Here is an 18,013-nt window from a genome sequence, read left to right on the forward strand (position 1 = left end):
GCGGCCTGCTAGTCCTTAGTCGAAATCGTGGCTGCGCACCTTGATGAGGTCTTCCGGATCGACACCGTTCGGAAAGGGCGGCGAATAGAGATCGCGGGGCCCAGGGCGCCAACCGGCTTCGCCGCGATCGGGACTCCCGGCATGCGTTGCGCCGTCCCCGCGCCCAAACGGGATCGGCATCGCCATCCGCCCGATCGAGCGCAGCATCTCGTCGCGCGGCACCACGCGATCGACGATGACGTGGATGACATGGCCTTCCTTCTGCAGCCGCCCGCGCAAGCTCACCATCGACGCCGACATCACCACGCGGCGCTGTTTCTCGAACCGGTCGGGCCACAGGATCCCGTTGGCGACGCCGGTTTCGTCCTCGATCGTGATGAACAGTACGCCGCGCGCCGAGCCGGGCCGCTGGCGGACCAGGATCACGCCCGCGACCTCGACATGGCGTCCGTCGCGGATGCTGCCGAGATCGGAGCAGCGCACGATCTTCTCGGCAGCGAGCTGCTCGCGCAGAAACGAAAGCGGATGCGCACGCAGCGACAGCTGCAGCGTGCGGTAATCCTGAACCACCTCGCGCCCATCGGTAAGTGGCTGCAAGGTGACCCGCGGCTCAACGCCTTCGGGCGAAAAGCCGCCCTCGCGCGCATCGGCCGCGGCGAACAGCGGCAGGGGTGCCTCGCCCAGGCCTTTCACTTTCCATAAGCCCTGACGGCGGTCCTCGGCGATGCAGTGGAACGCGTCGGCCTCGGCGAGCCGCTCGATCGCGGCGCGCGGCACGCCGGCCCGGCGCCACACTTCCTCGACGCTTTCATAAGCGAGATCGCCCCGGGCTACGGCAATCGCGGCGCCATGGACATTGGCGAGGGAACGCACCTGCCGGAACCCGAGCCGGACGGCGAGGTATCGCCCGCCGGTCGGCTCCAGCGTGCAGTCCCAATGGCTGTCATTGATCGAGACTGGCCGCACTTCGACTCCGTGCCGTCGCGCGTCCTGGACGATCTGCGCGGGCGCGTAGAAGCCCATCGGCTGCGCGTTGAGCAATGCCGCGCAGAAGACGTCGGGATGATGATGCTTCACCCAGCAGGACGCATAGGCGATCTTGGCGAAGCTGGCGGCATGGCTCTCGGGGAAGCCATAGCTTCCGAAGCCCTCGATCTGCTTGAAGGTGCGCTCGGCGAAATCCTGCGGATAGCCGCGCGCGACCATGCCGCCGACCAGCTTGTCGTAGAAATGGCTGACGCCTCCGGTCAGCTTGAAGGTCGCCATGGCGCGGCGCAGCTGATCGGCCTCGGCCGGCGTGAAGCCCGCGCCGACGATCGCGACCTTCATCGCCTGCTCCTGGAAGAGCGGCACGCCAAGCGTCTTCTCGAGCACGGCGCGCAGCTCGGGTTTGGGATATTCGGGCTTCTCCTTGCCTTCGCGCCGGCGAAGATAGGGATGGACCATGTCGCCCTGGATCGGTCCTGGCCGCACGATCGCGACCTCGATCACCAGGTCGTAGAATTTCGTGGGCTTCATCCGCGGCAGCATCGACATCTGGGCGCGGCTCTCGATTTGGAAGACGCCGAGCGTGTCGGCTTTCTGGATCATCTTGTAGACCTCCGGATCATCGTCCTGGAGATCGGCCATGCCGATGCGGATGCCCTTGTCCGCCTCCAGCATGTTGAAGGCGCGGTTCATGCAGCCGAGCATACCGAGACCCAGCACATCGACCTTCATGAAGCGCAGCGCGTCGATATCGTCCTTGTCCCATTCGATGATCTGGCGGTCCTCCATCCGCGCCGGCTCGATCGGCACGAGATCGTCGAGCCGGTCCTGGGTCAGCACGAAGCCCCCTGGGTGCTGGGACAGATGCCGCGGCGTGCCGATCAGCTGGCGCGCGAGGCGCAGCGTCAGCTTGAGGCGATGGTCCTTAGAATTGAGGTTGAGGCTGGCGATCTGCTCGTCCGAGATGCCGTCCATCGACCAGCCCCAGACCAGCCCGGTCAGCATCTTGGTGAGATCGCGGGGCAGGCCGAGCGCCTTGCCGACCTCGGCGACAGCGCCACGGGTGCGATAGCGCGTCACCACCGCGGTCAGCGCGCTGCGGGTGCGGCCATAGGTCTCATAGATCCACTGGATGATCTCTTCGCGGCGCTCATGCTCGAAATCGACATCGATATCGGGCGGCTCCTTGCGCTCGCCGGAGACGAAGCGCTCGAACAGCAGCTCGTGCTGGATCGGATCGATCGAGGTGATGCCCAACAGGTAGCAGACACAGCTGTTGGCGGCCGAGCCGCGCCCCTGGCAGAGAATGCCGCGCCTGCGGCTCTCCTCCACGATCGAGCGGACGGTCAGGAAATAGGGCGCATAGCCGAGCTGGTCGATCAACCGCAGCTCATGAGCGATCTGGTCGGCATAGGGTTTGGGAACGCCGCCGGGGAATTTAGCGGCCGCCGCGTCTTCTGTAAGGTAAGCCAGCGCTTCCTGCGCGGTCTTCCCCTCCATCACCTGCTCGTACGGATATTGGTAGCGGATTTCGCCGAGATCGAAGGTGCACGCTCGCGCAATGTCCGCGCTCGCCGCGATCGCATCCGGAAAGTCGGCGAAGCGGCGCTCCATTTCCTCCGGCGACTTCAGGTGCCGGTCCATGAACCGCTCGCGCCGATAGCCGAGCGCGTCGACGGTGGTCTTTTCGCGGATCGCGGTCACCACGTCCTGCAGCGGCCGTGCCTCGGGCGAATGATAGAGGATGTCGCCGGTCGCGACGGCACGAACGCCGGCCGCCCGCGCCTGGGCATCCAACGCATGGAGGCGTTCGATATCATCGGGACGCCGCCGGTACGACAGCGCCAGATAGGCGCGAGAGCCGAAGACCTGCGCCAGCTCGGCGAGATGCGCACCGGTCTCGGCGTCGGACAGGTCGGGCACGAGGATCGCGACGATCCCCTCCGCGTGCTGCGCGACATCGCTCCAGCCGAGGATGCAAAGGCCCTTGCCGCCACGCGCCTTGCCGATCGAGAGCAGGCGCGTGAGGCGCGACCAGGCAGGACGGTCGGTCGGATAAAGCAGCAATGCCCGGCCATCGGTCAGATCGACCCGGCTGCCTGCGATCATGCGCACGCCCGTCGTCTTCTGGCCATCCCAGCCGCGGACCACGCCCGCGACCGTGCTCCAGTCGGCCAGGCCGAGCGCGGTGTGGCCCAGCAATTGCGCCGCGGCGAACAATTCCTCCGGGGCGCTCGACCCGCGCAGGAACGAGAAGTGACTGGTCACCTGAAGCTCAACATAGCTGGCCATCAGCCGAAAAAGCCGTGCAGATACCAGCTGAGATCCCCGGTCTCGGGGACGACGCCATCGCCGCGGCGGAACAGCCAGAAGCGCTGGCCGCCGTCCACCTCGACCCGGAAATAGTCGCGCACCGCCCAGAGCTCGCGGTCCGTCCGCCACCATTCGCCATGGATGCGCTCGGGCCCGTCGCCGGCAATCACGCGATAGGGCTTGCCCCGCCAGGTAAAGCGCCGTGGCGCGTGGTCGGGCAGCAAGGCAACCACATGTGACAGCAGCTCAGGGCGCGGCAGGATTCGCACCGGCCGTTTCCAGGCGGGCCAGCCCTGCGGCTCGGCCAGGGCGCCCAGACGGCGAACCGCCCGCTCGGGCACGTCACTCTGCTCGAGCCCGATGCGGAACACCGCATCCTCCCCGGCGCGCCCGGCGAGTTGGTCGATGGCGGGCGCGAGGTCCGGCTGCGCATCGCTATCGGGAATGAGCGCGCCGGCAATGCGCGCGCCCAGCGGTTCGCTGTGCGGCACGACCAGCCGCATCGCCTCGATGCCGAGCCCGGGCTCGAGCCGGTCGATCTTGAGGCCGAACATCCGGACGAGGTGGCGGGGATCGCGGGTGGCGCGTGACGCGCCGATGCCAAGATGCTGGTCGGCGCCATCGACCCGTTCAGCGGTGATCACCGCGGCACGTACGCCAAGACCTCGCGCCCGAAGCACCGCGACAAGGTCGTCGACCAGATCGGTGATCACCTGCGCGATCGCCTCAGGCGTAGCGATCGGTTCGAGCAGGCGCCGCGAGACTTCGGGCGCCTCGAACGGAATTACCGGCACGATCGGCTCGGCGGCACGGCCGAGCGCCTGGTCGAGCCGGGTGACGGTCGACAAGCCCAGCCGTTTGGCGAGCGGTCCCCGCGGCATCGGATAGAGATCGCCGACGCGTTCGAGTCCGAACCGGGCGGCGGCGGCCAGCGCCTGAGGCTCAAGGCGCAGCGCGGCAATCGGCACCCCTGCAAGCGCCGCCGCCTCCGCTCCAGGTGCGAGGATGGTGACGGCCTCCCCGCCAAAACGGGCGATCGCATGCGCAGCGCCGGCCGTTCCCGCGACCCCCACGCGCCCGGTAAATCCGATCCGCGCGAGAAAGCGCAGCATGCGGGCACAAAAGCGTACCTCGCCGCCGTGCAGATGGCTGGTACCCGTCAGATCGAGCCAGATCCCATCGGCGCCCGAGGGCGAGGCAATTGGCGTCCAATGCGTGACTGCGTGCAGCGCCAGCCGGTCGATCCATGCCTGGTCACCGCCTGCGTCGGCGTCGCGCACATCGAGATCACCGACCAGCGCGCGCGCATGCGCCGCCGCCATGCCGGGCACCAGGTCGAGCGCCAGTGCCACCGGACAGGCGGCAGTCACCACCTCGCGCTGGCCGATGCGCTCGATCAGCACGGTCGGGCGACCCCAGGGCAAAGTGCCAAGCGCGGCCGTCGGCATCGCCGCCCGCGCCGAACCCCGCCCCCCTTCGTCCGAAGGCATCGCGCGGAACGGGTGCTCGACCGGCTCGGAGCGCCGCCCGAGCAGCCGCATCGGCGGCTGCTGGTGCGCGGGCAGCGCCGCGATCCGCTCCGCTTCTCCTTCCCGGCCAAGCCCACCCTGCGCCCAGCGCGCGCCGGGGCGCCAGCCCCCGCCGCGCGGGACCGAACAGGCTCCGGGCTCGTCGTCGATGCTCGGCGGCAGGATCGGTGCGGGAGACCATGGCCGCTCAGGCGGCGCGGCGGTCCGCTCCAGCCGCCGCAGCCGCTCGATTGCGAGCTGGGGCAGGTAGAGCGAGGCGACCCTTGCCATCGCAGGCCTCGACTATAAGAGAGAAGGGATTGCCGCCGCGCTGGCGGACAAGATCGACCGACCAGCAGGAGCGGCCGACGCCGGCATGCGGCAGCGGCACCGAAGGCGCGCAGCCGATCCGCCACCGCGTGCAGGCGGCGGACGGGATTTCGAGTGGATCCCGCGCGGCCCGCGCCCAGCGTCGCAGGAGCAGCATCGGCGTTCGGCCGTCGGCGGCGGCAAGCTGGAGCCGCCTTGTGGCGGTCTGGTCGGCGGCCTTCACTTCGGCGACCACCGCCGCGAAACTGCCGTCGCGCAGGCAGTCTTCGGCAAGGGCAAGCGCCATCACCTCGTCCCGGCCCTCGCAATAGAGCAGCTTGCCCGGAGACAGGCCGGCTTGCTCGAGCCCGGGCGCATAGAGATCGAACCGAGTCAGTGCCCAGGCAACGCTCGCATTGGTCTCGGCTGCGAATCGTGCCGCCGCTCCTGCGGTGAATAGCGTCGCTGCGGCATCGTCTCCGAGCGTCGGCAAGGCGGCGCTAACCTCGTGCAGCCCACCGCCATCGAGACCGCCGCCGCCCAGCCGCGTGTCGATTGCCTCGATCCCGAACGGCAGCAGCGGCGCGCCGCTCGCCACCGGCACGGCGATACGCGCCTTCAGCTCGGCGAGCAGGCGTGCGCGTTCAGTCTCGGCAAAGGCGGCATCCGTCAGCATAAGGGAATAACGACTCGTTCGTTCCCATTATGTTCCGGTGAGTCGGGCGATCCGTCAAGCGCCAATCATCGGCTGCGCTTTTGCGCAGGCTGCTTGCCCTTGGCCTGAGGCGCCCAATCCACGGTGGACAAGTCCCGCCGGCGGATGAAGCGCGCGTCGATGGACGGGTTCGCCTCGACGAAGTTCATGGGCTGGGGTGTGTCCACCACGACCAGCCCATGGACCTGCGGCACCCCATCGAGCTTGAGCCGCTTCGCCAGATCGGCGGCGTGCGCGCGGACATAGGCGACGCGATCTAAATGGCGCAGCAAATTGTCAGGCTTTCCGCCTGCGCGCAGTTGCCCGCGATAGTCGGAGAGCCGCCGCGCGGTCTCGCCGAGGGTCCGGCAGAGCTTGATGTCCTTCGCCTCGATCACCCAGGCGTGGCGGCGATCCGGACTGAACGCGAGCACGTCGATATCACCGAGCAACTTGATCGTTGGCGTCGCCTTGTGATTCAGGCATGCCCAAGGCGCGATGGAAGCATCCGCCTGCAAGCCCAGGGCGCGCAGATCCTCGGCAATGCCGTCGTTGAACGCCATGCCCGCGCGATTGGCGGCGCGCCCGACATGGCTGCGCATCGTCTTGCTCGACCAGAAGCGGTCCTGAAGATTGCCGGTCAGCGCGCCGGAGAGATTGTGCAGAAAGGCGCGCTCCACCGCCGCCGGACCAACCGCCAGGAGCGGGTCCGGCCCTTTCGACAGCGCGAGCAGCGGCCTCCCGATCAAGGATTGGGGGCGGTCGAAGCGGCCAAGATCATAGTCGTTCGAATGCGCGCCCGGTGGCACGTCATCCCAGCCATCGCGGCACGGCAGGGTGAGGCGGTCGACAAGCAGCGCCAGCGTCGCCTCGTCGATGCCCTTTGCGTCCCGCACCCGCGCGATCAGATCGGAGCGCGTCAGCAGCAGAACATCCTGGCCCGCGGACACGGCCACATCGCACAACCCGGAATTGAAATCACCGAAGACGGCGGAAGTCACGCCGTATTCGGCCTTCAGGGCCGCGATGAGATCGGGCTCCAGGGTGGAGGGCGCGCCGGGCTCGCGTGCCAGCCACCAGCCATAATCTCCGATATGGCGCTGCCGCTGCTCCGAATGCATCGCAGCGGCGCTCGGCGCCAATGTCCCATCGCCGAAACTATGGTCGTACAGCAGATCGCCGGTCGGGCTGACGATCAGCTTGGGCGTAAGCCGGTCGCCGGCCAGGCTGAAAACAAGCTCGCAATATCCGAAATGGTGCAACGCCATCGCGGCAAGCTCGTCATAGTCCATCTCGCCGACCCGCATCCCACCGCTTTCGAGCGCATGCGATGCCGCGACCTCGGCCAGGATCGCCGATGCGCGCAGAACGGCGTTCACGCGGCTACGCTGGGCCAGGCTCACCACCAGATCGGTATCGTGTCCGTAGATCCCGCGCAGCGCCCGCGCAGTGAGCGCCCAATGCTGCTCATCGGCAATGCCGGCCTGCATCATGCCGAGCGCCATCGAGACGAGGTCGGTGCGGTCATAATATGCGACCCCGCCGAGCAGCACCGCCAAGCTCGACGCATGCAGCTCACCCAGATGTCGCGCGCATGCCTCCTTGCCGGTGATCACCGTCCCGGGCGTGCGCTCGGGACCGAAAGCATGGCCGTGCTTGATCAGCGAGACCGCCGAGCGCGACATTTCCCGAAAGCGCTGGGACAGGATGCCGTGAAGCCGAAGCACATCGGCCGCACGCTCCGGCTGATAGGCATGTCGCCAACGGACGTCGCTCGAGGGCACCGCTTCCAGAACTCGCGCCAAGGCCTCTGTGCGTTCGATCGGCCTGCCAGTCGCCCGGCTCACGCCTTCGAGCAGCGCAGCGGCAAGGGCGACCTCGCCGCGATTGTCGATCCGCCTTGCGCCTTGCTGCCAGATGTCGCCGGTCCGCACCGCGATCTGGTCGGACAGGATCTCCACCGAGATATCGGCATCCAGCGCCACCTCATCCGGCACCTCGCCACCGAAATCATTGGAGCCGGATATTTCCAGCGTCACGCGCACGGGCAATTGGGGTCCAACGACATCATCATCATCGAGCAGCGGCATGACCAGGCTCAGCCAATGGAGCGCGGCGGCCCAATTCTGATGGGCTGCGGACAGCGCATCGGGATCCTCGGGCCGCACGATTTCCAACCAGGCGGGGCGTGCGCCGGCAAGCGAGACGCCGACCAGGCGCTGTGCCTTGAGCGCCTGGAACGAGACGTAGATCGGCTCGAGCGTGCCGAAGCTGGCCATCGGATCGAGGCGGACGACGGGGCGGAAGCCACCGTCCGGCCAAGCCACGGCGCGGCGGTCATAGGCCTCGATCCCCTCGCGGCGCGCGGCGAACAGGCTGTCGGTCGGCATGCTCAGCTGAATCGGTGGACGAATGTCGCGTTCGTTCTGGGGAACGAGCGTGTAGTTGGTCTCCTTCCACCACTGGAAGAGATTGAGCGGGCCGCTGAGATTCTGGAGGCCGAAGCCTTGCCGGCGAACCATGTCGGCTAGCACATCCACTCGCCAGAAATCGCCCAATAAGCCGTCCGAGCACCCGCTCAGCGCGATCGCATCGGCGACCTCGATGCCCATGAACCGCCAGCCTTCGAGATCGTCAGGCCGCGCGAAGTCGATACGCTCGCCCTTGCCCCAACCACCCATCAGGTAGAGCGTCGCACCGAAGCAATAGCCTGGCTCGTCCTTCACGGCCTCGTGCGCCTTGCGCATCGATGCGACGATCCGCGTGCCACGCGCGCTATTGGCAGGCCAGGGCTCGCCGAAGCCCAGCTCGCGCCAACCCGCGAAATCGCCGGCAATCTGCTCGAGGTGCATGTAGCGCCCGGTCGAATATTCGAAGACATGGGACCGGATCGGCTCGCCGAGGCCCCAATGAGTGGCGACGTCGTCGGTCTGAGCGAAGCGGGTCTCGGAGAGGCGTTCGGCCTGGACGACGAGAAGCGCCTCGGTGAGCGCAGCTTCGCGGCCGGTCTCAAGCACATGATCGGCTATTGCCGCCCGCACTGCCATCGAGATGGCCGCCGGCGAGGCCAGCAGCAAATCTGACCCGAGGGCGACCAGCGGCTTGAAGTCGAGCGGGGCGTTCGCCGGCTTGGCATCAAGCGTCGCCGTCATCTCCGCTTCCGAAAGTACGAACCGGGCAAGCGCATCCCTGGGGATGTCCGCACCGCCCAGCGCCGCCTCGGTCCAGCGGACATGACCGGCAAGCCTGCCGAGCCGGGCTTCCGCGGGCAAGGCGATGGTGGAATTCGGCTCGCCCTCGCCCGCGATCCGGCGCTCGAGTCCTGCGCGCGCTACCACTGCCTTGGAAAGCGAGAGCAGCGCTTTGACCGACCGCATGACCTCGGCGTCTGCGGCGCCGGCCATGCGCGTGAAGGCTTCCACCAGGCAGTCGACGTAGAAAGCGGGGTGCGACCAGACGCCCATCACGATCGGGATTTCGCCAAACCGCGTCGCGATCGGGGAGAGAAAGAAGTCCTCGCTCGGATCCTCGATCCGCAGCACTTCGGCCTTGTCGAGGTCCGCGTTGAGCAACCGCATCAGGTCCGACCGCCCGACCTGCTGCTTGCCATCGGCGAGCCCGAGGACGAGCCTCGTCGCCCAGGTCAGGCGAATGTGATTGGCGTGGAAGCGCGGCTCCAGTTGCAAGCCTGCGAGCAGCGCGAGCGCCTGGCCCTGGTCCCAGCGTGCGATACGCCGCGCCAGCTGCGGCACGCGTCGCACCGCATCAGCCGGAACGGCCGGGAGGTCGCGCGACGAGAAGAACGGATGCGTGATGTCGGTCGGTAGCGAGGCCGTACCACCGAGCGGTCCGAGTCCCGCCGGTTGTGCAAGCGATGATCCGGCTCGCAGAATCGCGCTTCCAGGCGGTTTGCGGGCCATGATCTGTGCGCGTTCCCTTCCCGACCAGATGCTCCTTCCGGACCGAACAGGCATGCCAGCATGTTCGAATTCCGCAAGCGAAACGGCATTGTCGCTACTATGGGCGACAGCAAAGCGACGCTGACTCCAAATAGGGAAAACCTAGAACAAGCCCTCCCGCATCGCAGATTGCCACGTTCGCGAAGATACGCGACAACAAGGTGCCGAGCCTCATTCCTAAAGCTGGAAGGTCCCCCACCGAGCCTTGCAGCCGGAGATCTTTGCCGCAGTCTTATCTTACCGGGCGGCCGGACAAATCCGCGCCAGCTGACCACCGTTGTCCCACCAAGACTTGTAGATAGCCTGGCCGTGCGACAGCTGCCAGCAGCTCAGGTCGACGCCGCCCGCGCTGACAAGCGCCAGGGTAGGGCCGTAATGATCGGTCCCGAACCGCCTGAGGGAAACGGGTCCGCGCGACAGCGCTGCCCGCAGTGATCGAGTCGAGGCGTAGGGATCGCCCGGCGCGCAATGCCGACCCTGCTGGCAATGCCACGGCAACTCGGGCGCGTCGATGCCGAGCAGGCGGACGCGCTCGTCCCCGCACCGCAAGGTGTCGCCATCGACGGCGACGCAGGCGGCGCCCGCCGGCGCTGCAGCGATCAGCAGTGAAAGGGCAGCAAGCACAGATCGTCATCCTTGATCGTTCGGTTGGCGCAGCATTCCGTAGCCGCTTGCAGGCGATGCGCGTAGAGTCACAATGCGCCGGAGCAGTTACATGAACAGGCGATACGGATAGACGTTTCGCGGCAGGTCCGGGACGTTCGCAATCGTACGGGCCAGCTTCTGCGAATAGCGGATGCTGACCGGTACAGGGTCGTAAAGCGCGTCGTTGTTCCAATCCATCTTGGTCAGCGCCAACGCCTCATGGGCTGTCAGCTCAAGCGGCCCGCTACCGGCGTGGCGGATCAGCTGCAGCGGCCTCGGGATGCTCTTCTTGCCCTGATAGTAATCGCCCTTGGTCGAGACCTCGGGAGCATTGCCCGCCACCCAGACCAAGGCGGAGTTGCCGGTGCGGACAACCATCGTACCGCGCGGGACGGGGAAGCCCGATGGCCGCGACGGCGGCTTTTCCACCCCTGACTTGATCAGCCAGACGCCCCGCCAGCACGATGCCGAACTCACCTCGATGCACTCTATTTCCGGAACGCCGGAGAGCGCGTCGAACGCGCCCTCAATTTCGCTCTCCTTGAAAGCCGTGGTCTTGTGAATGACCATGCGCTTCGGCAGGTTGCCGCCGTTTCGCCCCTGATAGAGCTCCAGGCTGCGCGCGAGGACCGCGCGCATGTCGTCGCGGCTGAGGAAGGGATTCCTGCGGGCTTCGGCGACATCGGCCACCGGGTCCCGCGCCTCGAACGCAACGAATTGCATGCCGCCGCCGTCCATGTCGAAAACTTGCGAACAGCAGGTCACATAATGCGCGTCCTGCTGATCGCCGCGCAGCGCATAGGCCAACCCAATATAGGCGGTGTCGGTCGGCACACCCTTCAGCGGCGCTAGCTTCCATGGCGTGCCTGCAGCCTTGACATACAATGCGGTCGACAGGCGCCACGCAAGCGACGCCTTGTAGCCGAAGGTGAAGACACGGTCGTTCAGGACCTGGGTCGGGATATTGTATTTGGCGCCCAGAGCTTTCAGCACATCATGCGCGTCGAAGTATTTTCCGCGTGTCGCGGTGTCCCAATTGTCGGGAAAATGGACGAGCACCACATCGAATTCATTGCGCACCGAGTCGAGGCGCCGAAGCGCGGCATCCATGGCGAAGTAGAGGCGGTTCTGCGCGTCGCCATCGCCCGGTAGTTGGTCGAGGCGGTCGGGCCATTTGATGTGCGCACTTGCGGGCGCGGCCTGGAGCGCCACGCGGAAGAGGCGCTCGAAGCCAGGATATTCCGGCACATATTCCGAGCGGTCGGACGGCCGATGCACGTTGCGCAGCAGCTTCATCAGGTCGCCGCGACGATGGAATGCGCTCTCCGGGCCGACCGTCGCGATGCGCACGCGCGAGGTATAGCCGCTGAACGAACCCATCGAGTATGGCCCGTGGTTCACGAGTCCCCGGAGCGGATGGACATCGACTTGGGTCGCGTCGGATGGCGAGAAGGACAGGTCCGGCTCGTCCAAGAGCGTGAATGGCGGCAGCTCGCTAAGGGCCGGGTTCGCCATCATTTGCTCCTGTCGAAATAAGCATGGTGATGCGACGGGCGGCTATATCCGGTGACGGGCGAAACCTTGAACACGGCGTCGAAGCCGGCACCTTCCTCGAGGCCGAAGGCGCTGCGCGTAGAGCCCCCAGCTTCGGTCAGAAGCTGGGCCCAGGCTCCGATAATGCTGGCCCAATTTTTATTGTAGCGCGGAGCCCAGCGTTCGCGGCGCCAATCACCGGCAGGGTCACCTCGACGCTCGGCCTGCATGCCCATTTCAGCCGGGGCTTGGTCGGCGACTGGATCCTCAGCGCCTTGTGGTGGGGCGGACTCCTGCCGCGGCAGCTGGACGAAGGTGTAGGGCTCGAAGCCGCACCACCATCTGCCGTCGACCTGTTCGAGCTTGAGGTGGACGCCTTCCTGAAAGGGGAAGCCAAGTTTGGGCACCGCGCCGAAGAGATTGGTCCCGTAGGCATCGCGCATTCGTGACAGGGTCTGCTGCTGGCGCCGCGTTCGCTCAGGATCATCGCCATCGCGCGGTGCAGCGACGACGAGCGAATGACCCGATCGCCGGTAGCGCGGAATGAGCGGGCGCTGCCGGGCCAGGGATCGCACGAGCGTATCGTATAGCAAGCCCATGGCCCAGCTGTCGGCGGCCGGGTCGAGGTCGATCGTTCCAGCGAGCGATGGGCCGAGCGGACCCAGGGCGTCCAAGATTTCCTGGTCTCGGCCGAACACTGCCAGCTCCCGCCCCAGCGCGGCTGCCGTCGCCCGGTAACCCTTCGCCTTGAAGATCTCACGCACCTCTGCCGAGGTCGTCGACTGGCCCAGCCGGATGCGCCTCGCCGCTGTCGGCATCGATTGAAGCAGAATCGCCGAGTAGCGCAGCACCGGAAATGCACGGGCTTTGGCACTCGGAATGTGGACGGGTACGAGGCGCGGGGTAGGCCGCCCTTCCATCACGTTTTCGTAAAGCGTCTGCGGCAGGTCCGTTGTCTTTATGATCTCAGCAACCAGCTCGTCGAACGTCGTGCATTCGACAACCGCGACATCGACTCCCGCGGCCTGCGCGCGATCCAGAAATTCGGTGACCGCCGGGAGCAGGCGGCTCGCTGATGCGGTAACCCAATAGAGTCCGTTCGGGAACGGCGATGGTGCAGCCAGGACTTCATTCAAAGTCTCCAGGATCGAGGCATCGCGCCCGCTATAGCCGACGAACAGCATACCGAACCGCTTGCCGGCCTCGACCAGCACGTGCCGCATCCGGGCGTCCTGCTGCTCCAGCTCCGATCCGCTATTCTTTATCGCGATCGACTGATAATCCCCATGGAGCTTTGCGATTAACGGCCAATCGGATTCATCGAGGCACCGCATGGCCCGATCGGCGGAATCGATCGCAGCCACAGTCGGCCGTTTCTGGTCGGCGGCGGGCAGGATTGCGTTTGCGGAAACCGCGGCGTCTTCTGCGAGCGGGTCGAAATTGGTCGTAAAGATGCAGTCGACCTTGCCGGCAGCAACGAGGCTTCCCAGCACCTTATGCCCGAAGCACGGCGTGCCCTTCGCGATCGCATCCGCGATATATTGGCGACGGTGGCGGGGCTCGGGATAGACCGCCTCAAAGGCGGCGGCATATTCCGTCGGATCTCCGTCCGGCGGCAGCAGCGAGGTCCGGCGAAAGAAGTCGTCGATCCGGTCGATCCAGATGGGATCAGCGGTATCGATTTCCCGCTTGGAGAGATTCGTCTCCCGGCAGAAGATTTGCGCCTTGAAGTCTCGGATCATCGCGTAGCCGGTCGGAATCCCGGACGCCGCCGACGCGCCCGCGCCGAGGAACCATGCCACAAGATTTGGCCGCAGGGCGAAGGCTGTCGCGAACTGAGCAGCGGACATGGTTCGGACGGAACTGATGGGGCTCTCCTTCGACGATGCTCGGATTAAGGGATAGTTCAGGACTTCCAAATTCAATCAAAGTATATCGTGCGGACTGCGCCCATCCCGGGCCTTAAAATCCATAGTCTATCAATTGCGGGCGAGATCAGCGGTAAATCGGCCCGTACATGCCCGAATTGACCATCGCCTCGTATATCTTCTTCATGGCCAGCGCGGTGTCCTGAGTGACGAACAGTGACGATCGCGAGCCATGCGGCGAGCCCAAAAGGTACGAGCGCATATTCTCCCATGTCTCCCCGACCTCAGACCAACGCCAGGCCGGAACTTCCTTCTCAAGCATCAGCGGCACGGCGAGGGATTTCGGTATGGTGAAGCCTTCCTCAAGGTCGGCCATCCACTCGCACTTCACGAGGATCGGGGTGGTCCCGGTCGAATAAAAGGGTGCGTCAATCGCCTCGGCGCTGACGTAAATGTCCTTGGGTCCGACAATGTCGTTCGCCGAGCGCATCACGTCTTCGCCGTCCCCATAGGGGCAGGTGACGAAGCCATGCGCGAAATACACCGTGTGATCGAGGCCGCGGTATCCGCAGCGCTCGCTGGGGGTCGTGACCTGATCGCTCGCTTTCAGCGATTTCGCCACGAGGGGATGCCAGCTCGGATAGCCTCCCACCGCCGGCCCGCATGTGGCGACGATCTCCGCCAGCGCATGCTCCGCCTGTTGCCGCTCGTCCGCCGACAGGCTGCGCGGAATGAGATACCTTCTAACCCGCTCCAGGCCGGCCTCGGCCGCCTCATCCGCGCGAAATGCCACCTGAACCCTCGCAAATTCCTGTCGAAGCGCTCCGATACCGCATCGCGCACGAAATCGCAATATCATGCGCAGTAAATTGAATTTGCGCGCGATCGGTTGATGGAATGACGATTTCTTCGGCTTTGCCGAGGAGCCCGGATGGCAAGGTGGGGGTCCTATGCAGGCGTTTCTTCCGCTCCCGGACTGCGTCGGCCACGAGCACGAGCCGGTGCGCCCGCGACTGCGTCCGACCCGTTTCCACCCCGGACGCCCACCGCTCGTTCATCATCCGGCATCCCAGCTGGCGTTCGAGAGTCGAAAGGGTCGAGGCTGGCTGCGGCCTCCCGCCCTTCATGACCGTGTCCCTTGCCGCACTTGGTGTAGCCGCCCAGCGCCGCGCTCACGAACGACGCTTCCTCGTACATCTCGGCCATATCCGGTTCCCGGGTGAGCAGGCCGTCGAAGAACGTGGCTATGGCCGTGATCTTCATGTCCAAAATCTGGTTGAGGAGGCGCTTCGGATTGCTGATGTCGTTGCGGCCGGTCTTCACCCAGCGCGCGAAGAACATCGCCACGACCAGGCTGTACCGTAAGAGATAGGTGTTGATGGCGAGCCCCGCTTCCTTGGGGAAGCGGTCTTGCTGCGCACCGATCAGGACCTCCCGGATGGCGAAGGCAAGGTGCACGAGCTTCTTCTGCAAGTCGGCTGGATAGGATTGCCGCTTGCACAGGTGCCGGACGTCGCTCGCATCGAAGGCGCGCTCCGCCATCCGGAAAAGGTTGAAGAGCCGCGGCGCGGTTTGGGCGACCTCGGCCAGGTATTCCCGGGATTGCTCCTCGAAGAAGGCGAATTGACGTTCGATCGCGGTGTCCAGCGGCGCATGGATGATCGTCTCGCAATAGGCGCCGAACTTGGCCGTCTGGTCGGCATCGATCATGCGCCGGCTGAGCCGGGCCGTCGTCCCGTCCATATTGGTGAGATCCACAAGATCGCGCAGGATGATGATCTGGCCGGGAAAGCGGCAAGCGATCTGCATGAGGCGCCGGGCATTGGTCGCCGCATATTCCTTATGCACCTCGACCATCGTGATCTGGTTGATGAGCCCGAAGTTGTGGCGCGACGCTGCGAGGTAGTTCTGCAGCCCCTCATCGGCGAGGTAATTGGTGTCGATGACCAGCCGCTGCATCGGTTCGCATTTTCTGTTCTAAGGGTCTCGCAGCGCTTTGGTGCGATACGCGGCGCAATGCTATCACCGAACGCCGATCGCGGCGACTACGCCGACCGCAAGATCGTTCCTGGCCTAGCTCAAAGGCTCAGCGTTGCAGTAATTCCAGAGTGGCCGGATCCCGGCTTCCGCCGAACCAGCGTTCCAGCGCGGCGTGGAACAACGGCCCGGCGCCGGCCTCGACGAACAAGGTCAGCGAAGACCGAAGCTTCATCGCGTCGATCTGGCCGAACACTGCCTCGGCACTGATACTCATGTCGGTGATGTCCTGCAGTGCTTTGACGCACTCGACATAGCGGCCCCCAAGGACCGGATGCGCAAGATACGCCCGCGCTTCACCGAGCGATCGGATGCCGAAGAACTGCGCGGTCTCGCTCCGGCCCAGCCCGGCGAGCTGCGGGAAGATGAACCACATCCAGTGCGAGCGTTTGGCGCCGCGCCGGATCTCGCCGAGCGCGGTGGCATAGACCGGCGCCTGCGCTTCAACGAACCGCTCGAGCGAAGTCGTCGCCGCCGTCATAGCAGCGACGCTTGCATGGGTTCGGGCGGATAGACCCGCACCGGCACCAGGCTGCCCTTGGGCAGGACGCCGAGCACATCCTCTGCCGCCACGTCCGGATCGAGCCAGGCCGCCCAGCGGTCGCGCGGCAGAGGAATGATCTGGCGGTGATGATAGGGCGCGACATCCTCGCCCGCATCGAGGGTCAGCATAGTGAAGGCCTCGCCGAGCGGGCTCTCACGCCAGATTCCGGCGATGCAGAACCAGCGATGGTCCCTCATCGTGAAGAGCCATTTGTCGAGCCGCTTCTGCTTCGGCGCCTCGGGGTCGGTGAACTCGTAAAAGCCGTCTGCCAGGATCAGGCAGCGCTTGTCCCCAAACGACCGCCCCTCGGCGCGGTAATTGTAGACGGGCTTGCTCTTGGGGCCATGGCCCGGCCAGCTCCAGCGCCGGTTGACCAGCTCGCCGCCCCCGCCGGCCGCGGTGCGCACGATCGGCGCGATATCGGTGATCTTGATGTCCTCGCGCGCGGCGACATTGGGCGTGCCTTCGGGCAGATCGACCTTGATCTTGAGGTCGTCGAAATCCTCCATGATCGAGGCGATATCGACTTCGAGCCGATAGTCATTGCACATCGCCGGTCTCCGATTTGCGCCGCGCGTTCGTTCGCATTATGTTCTCACCATGAAAGCGAGTCCCTTCGAGTCGGAAGCCGCGCTCGGCACCCGTCGCCCGATCATCCGGCGGAACCCCGACGATGCACAAGAGGTCGAGATGGTCGAGGCCGGCTGGGGCCTCCAGCCCTGGGAGGGCCAGGGCGCCAAGCCATTCAAGTTCATCCGTTCGGAAGGCAAGACGTTCCCGACCCATCGCTGCCTGATCCCGGCAAGCGAGTTCCAGGTCAAGAATGGCGACCGGCACTTCCGGGTCACGCTCGAGGACGGCAACTGGTTCTATCTCGCCGGCGTCTGGCGGCCGGCCAATCCCGACTGGCCGCTGAGCTTCGCGGTGGTGACGATCGAGGCCAACCCGGATGTCTTTTTCTATCAGGAGCGCCAGGGTTCGGTGCTGCGGCGACGCCAGAACATGGCCTGGCTCGACCTGACCGTACCGCAGGAGGAACTGCTCCAGGCGCTTCCGGCTCGCAGCTTCACGGTCACCGAGATCGCACCGCGGGCGCCCGAGCTGCGCCAGACCGGACTTAGTTTCTGAGGGACCAAGGACATGTTTCCGATGCAAGCCGTAGCAAGCCCGCGCGAAAAATCCGTGAGCGCAACCGACCTGCTCAACGCAGTGCCGATCAGCGCCGCGCAGATCGAGGCCGCGCTCGAGGTGCTGGCCGCGCTCTCTGCGCATCTTCGGGCCCGGCCGCAGGCGCAGGCGCTGGCGCTGCAGGCCTATGCGCGCGAAGCCGGGTTCGAAGAGGATGCAGCGTCCGCGGCGCTCCACGCCCGTGTCGCCGCGCTGGCGCGGTGGACTGCGGCAAACGATCCCGAACGCCAGTCCGACCCCCGCTCGGTGCTCGAAGCCACCGCGCGCTTTCCGCTCAGCGACACCGAAGCGGGGATCGGGTTCGAGGCCGGCGGATTCCAGGAGCTCATCCTCTTCATCGACGATCTGCCTTTCTGAACGCCGGGCCCCCGGGCTGGCAGCATCGGCGGATCAGAACGCGCGAGGGCCATGCCTCTTGCCGGAACAGG

Annotated in this window: 13 protein-coding genes; 2 read left to right on the forward strand and 11 right to left on the reverse strand. The window is 65.9% G+C overall.

Going from position 1 to position 18,013, the window contains the following annotated elements:
* Window positions 1-15: 15 nt before the first annotated feature.
* From SSO01S_RS10220 to SSO01S_RS10270, 11 genes are all read right to left on the reverse strand, one after another.
* On the reverse strand, window positions 16-3,279 hold the full coding sequence (locus tag SSO01S_RS10220) for an error-prone DNA polymerase (protein ID WP_066798579.1): 3,264 nt from the start codon (window positions 3,277-3,279) through the stop codon (window positions 16-18).
* Window positions 3,279-5,099, reverse strand: coding sequence for a DUF6504 family protein (locus tag SSO01S_RS10225; protein ID WP_157073724.1), 1,821 nt, complete (start codon window positions 5,097-5,099; stop codon window positions 3,279-3,281). The genes SSO01S_RS10220 and SSO01S_RS10225 overlap by 1 nt, the downstream gene beginning before the upstream one ends.
* The gene (locus SSO01S_RS10230; protein ID WP_174520777.1) at window positions 5,017-5,793 is read right to left on the reverse strand and encodes an ImuA family protein; all 777 of its coding nucleotides are present in this window, start codon (window positions 5,791-5,793) and stop codon (window positions 5,017-5,019) included. The genes SSO01S_RS10225 and SSO01S_RS10230 overlap by 83 nt, the downstream gene beginning before the upstream one ends.
* A gap of 65 nt (window positions 5,794-5,858) precedes the next feature.
* Complete coding sequence (locus SSO01S_RS10235; RefSeq protein ID WP_157073725.1) at window positions 5,859-9,572, reverse strand: anti-phage protein Upx-like protein; 3,714 nt, start codon at window positions 9,570-9,572, stop codon at window positions 5,859-5,861.
* A gap of 435 nt (window positions 9,573-10,007) precedes the next feature.
* On the reverse strand, window positions 10,008-10,394 hold the full coding sequence (locus tag SSO01S_RS10240; RefSeq protein WP_066798581.1) for a thermonuclease family protein: 387 nt from the start codon (window positions 10,392-10,394) through the stop codon (window positions 10,008-10,010).
* 87 nt (window positions 10,395-10,481) lie between these two features.
* Window positions 10,482-11,930, reverse strand: a complete 1,449-nt coding sequence (locus SSO01S_RS10245) for an argonaute/piwi family protein (protein ID WP_066798582.1) — start codon at window positions 11,928-11,930, stop codon at window positions 10,482-10,484.
* Window positions 11,930-13,798, reverse strand: coding sequence for an SIR2 family protein (locus SSO01S_RS10250; RefSeq protein WP_083942961.1), 1,869 nt, complete (start codon window positions 13,796-13,798; stop codon window positions 11,930-11,932). The genes SSO01S_RS10245 and SSO01S_RS10250 overlap by 1 nt, the downstream gene beginning before the upstream one ends.
* 145 nt (window positions 13,799-13,943) lie before the next feature.
* A complete protein-coding gene (locus SSO01S_RS10255) occupies window positions 13,944-14,609 on the reverse strand; it encodes a hypothetical protein (RefSeq protein WP_066798583.1) in 666 nt (221 codons plus the stop codon).
* 155 nt (window positions 14,610-14,764) lie between these two features.
* Window positions 14,765-15,775 carry a hypothetical protein gene (locus SSO01S_RS10260; protein ID WP_066798584.1) on the reverse strand — a complete coding sequence of 337 codons (1,011 nt, stop codon included), beginning with the start codon at window positions 15,773-15,775 and terminating at the stop codon, window positions 14,765-14,767.
* A 127-nt stretch (window positions 15,776-15,902) separates the two neighbouring features.
* A complete protein-coding gene (locus SSO01S_RS10265) occupies window positions 15,903-16,334 on the reverse strand; it encodes a DUF1810 domain-containing protein (protein ID WP_066798585.1) in 432 nt (143 codons plus the stop codon).
* Window positions 16,331-16,948, reverse strand: a complete 618-nt coding sequence (locus SSO01S_RS10270) for an SOS response-associated peptidase (protein WP_066798586.1) — start codon at window positions 16,946-16,948, stop codon at window positions 16,331-16,333. Before SSO01S_RS10270 ends, SSO01S_RS10265 begins: the two co-directional genes overlap by 4 nt.
* Window positions 16,949-16,997: 49 nt before the next feature.
* Between SSO01S_RS10270 and SSO01S_RS10275 the strand changes: the two genes are divergently transcribed.
* Together SSO01S_RS10275 and SSO01S_RS10280 are read left to right on the forward strand one after the other, a co-directional pair.
* The gene (locus SSO01S_RS10275; RefSeq protein ID WP_066798587.1) at window positions 16,998-17,525 is read left to right on the forward strand and encodes an SOS response-associated peptidase family protein; all 528 of its coding nucleotides are present in this window, start codon (window positions 16,998-17,000) and stop codon (window positions 17,523-17,525) included.
* 54 nt (window positions 17,526-17,579) lie between these two features.
* Entirely contained in the window at window positions 17,580-17,942 is a 363-nt protein-coding gene (locus tag SSO01S_RS10280) for a hypothetical protein (RefSeq protein ID WP_157073726.1), read from the forward strand.
* Window positions 17,943-18,013 lie beyond the last annotated feature (71 nt).

The sequence above is a fragment of the Sphingomonas soli NBRC 100801 genome, assembly GCF_001591025.1.
GTDB lineage: Bacteria > Pseudomonadota > Alphaproteobacteria > Sphingomonadales > Sphingomonadaceae > Sphingomonas > Sphingomonas soli.

Bases quoted from the DNA above. Each gene is read 5' to 3' on its own strand.
- SSO01S_RS10220 (WP_066798579.1), bottom strand. From the start codon at position 3,279: ATGGCCAGCTATGTTGAGCTTCAGGTGACCAGTCACTTCTCGTTCCTG.
- SSO01S_RS10260 (WP_066798584.1), bottom strand. From the start codon at position 15,775: ATGCAGCGGCTGGTCATCGACACCAATTACCTCGCCGATGAGGGGCTG.
- SSO01S_RS10265 (WP_066798585.1), bottom strand. From the start codon at position 16,334: ATGACGGCGGCGACGACTTCGCTCGAGCGGTTCGTTGAAGCGCAGGCG.
- SSO01S_RS10230 (WP_174520777.1), bottom strand. From the start codon at position 5,793: ATGCTGACGGATGCCGCCTTTGCCGAGACTGAACGCGCACGCCTGCTC.
- SSO01S_RS10275 (WP_066798587.1), top strand. From the start codon at position 16,998: ATGAAAGCGAGTCCCTTCGAGTCGGAAGCCGCGCTCGGCACCCGTCGC.
- SSO01S_RS10270 (WP_066798586.1), bottom strand. From the start codon at position 16,948: ATGTGCAATGACTATCGGCTCGAAGTCGATATCGCCTCGATCATGGAG.
- SSO01S_RS10225 (WP_157073724.1), bottom strand. From the start codon at position 5,099: ATGGCAAGGGTCGCCTCGCTCTACCTGCCCCAGCTCGCAATCGAGCGG.
- SSO01S_RS10250 (WP_083942961.1), bottom strand. From the start codon at position 13,798: ATGTCCGCTGCTCAGTTCGCGACAGCCTTCGCCCTGCGGCCAAATCTT.
- SSO01S_RS10245 (WP_066798582.1), bottom strand. From the start codon at position 11,930: ATGGCGAACCCGGCCCTTAGCGAGCTGCCGCCATTCACGCTCTTGGAC.